This is a genomic window from Microcystis sp. M53598_WE2 (assembly GCF_030067735.1).
Taxonomy (GTDB): Bacteria; Cyanobacteriota; Cyanobacteriia; order Cyanobacteriales; family Microcystaceae; genus Microcystis; species Microcystis aeruginosa.
This window is the reverse complement of sequence record NZ_JASJFE010000353.1, coordinates 1-1,028: the sequence shown is the minus strand read 5'-3', so window position 1 is coordinate 1,028 and position 1,028 is coordinate 1. Positions and strand designations below refer to the sequence as shown.

The 1,028-nt window shown below is 53.8% G+C and carries 1 protein-coding gene; it reads right to left on the bottom strand.

Going from position 1 to position 1,028, the window contains the following annotated elements; all coding sequences use genetic code 11:
• Positions 1–1,025: photosystem II D2 protein (photosystem q(a) protein) (gene psbD / locus PX636_RS07595; RefSeq protein WP_043996166.1), on the bottom strand; the 1,025-nt coding region annotated here is incomplete at its 3' end.
• Positions 1,026–1,028: the final 3 nt, after the last annotated feature.

The following is a 1,028-nucleotide window of genomic DNA, read 5'->3' as shown; positions in this document are numbered from 1 at the left end:
TCAGGGAAGATAAAGTTTTCGTGGGGTTGGTCTTGGGGAGCCATCCAAGCTCTCAGACCTTCGTTAAGCAGAATATTTTTAGTGTAGAAGGTTTCAAATTCCGGGTCTTCCGCCGCTCTCAATTCCTGAGAAACGAAGTCATAGGCCCGGAGGTTAAGCGCTAATCCAACCACACCCACAGCACTCATCCATAAACCAGTCACGGGGACAAAGAGCATGAAGAAGTGTAACCAACGTTTGTTGGAGAAAGCGATGCCGAAGATTTGCGACCAGAAACGGTTCGCAGTCACCATGGAGTAGGTTTCTTCCGCTTGGGTGGGTTCAAAAGCCCGGAAAGTGTTGGAACCTTCACCGTCTTCAAACAGGGTATTTTCTACCGTCGCTCCGTGAATAGCACAGAGAAGCGCACCACCGAGGATACCGGCTACACCCATCATGTGGAAGGGGTTGAGGGTCCAGTTGTGGAAGCCTTGGAAGAAGAGAATAAAACGGAAGATACCAGCCACGCCGAAGCTAGGGGCAAAGAACCAGCTAGACTGACCGAGGGGGTACATCAGGAAGACACTGACGAACACCGCAATCGGACCGGAGAAGGCGAGGGCGTTGTAGGGACGAATGCCGACTAAACGGGCGATTTCAAACTGACGTAGCATGAAGCCAATCAGACCGAAAGCACCGTGCAGGGCGACAAAGGGCCATAAACCGCCGATTTGACACCAACGGGTGAAGTTACCTTGGGCTTCCGGTCCCCAGAGAAAGAGGATGGAGTGGCCGAAGGCATCGGCGGGGGTGGAGACGGCTACAGTCAGGAAGTTGCCGCCTTCCAGGTAGGAACTGGCTAACCCGTGGGTGTACCAGGAGGTGACGAAGGTGGTGCCGGTTAACCATCCACCTAGGGCCATGAAGGCGCAGGGGAAGAGTAGTAAACCAGACCAACCGATGAAGACGAAACGGTCTCTTTTGAGCCAGTCATCGAGAGCATCAAACAGCCCTCTTTCTGGGGCGCGTCCGACAGCAATGGTCATGGG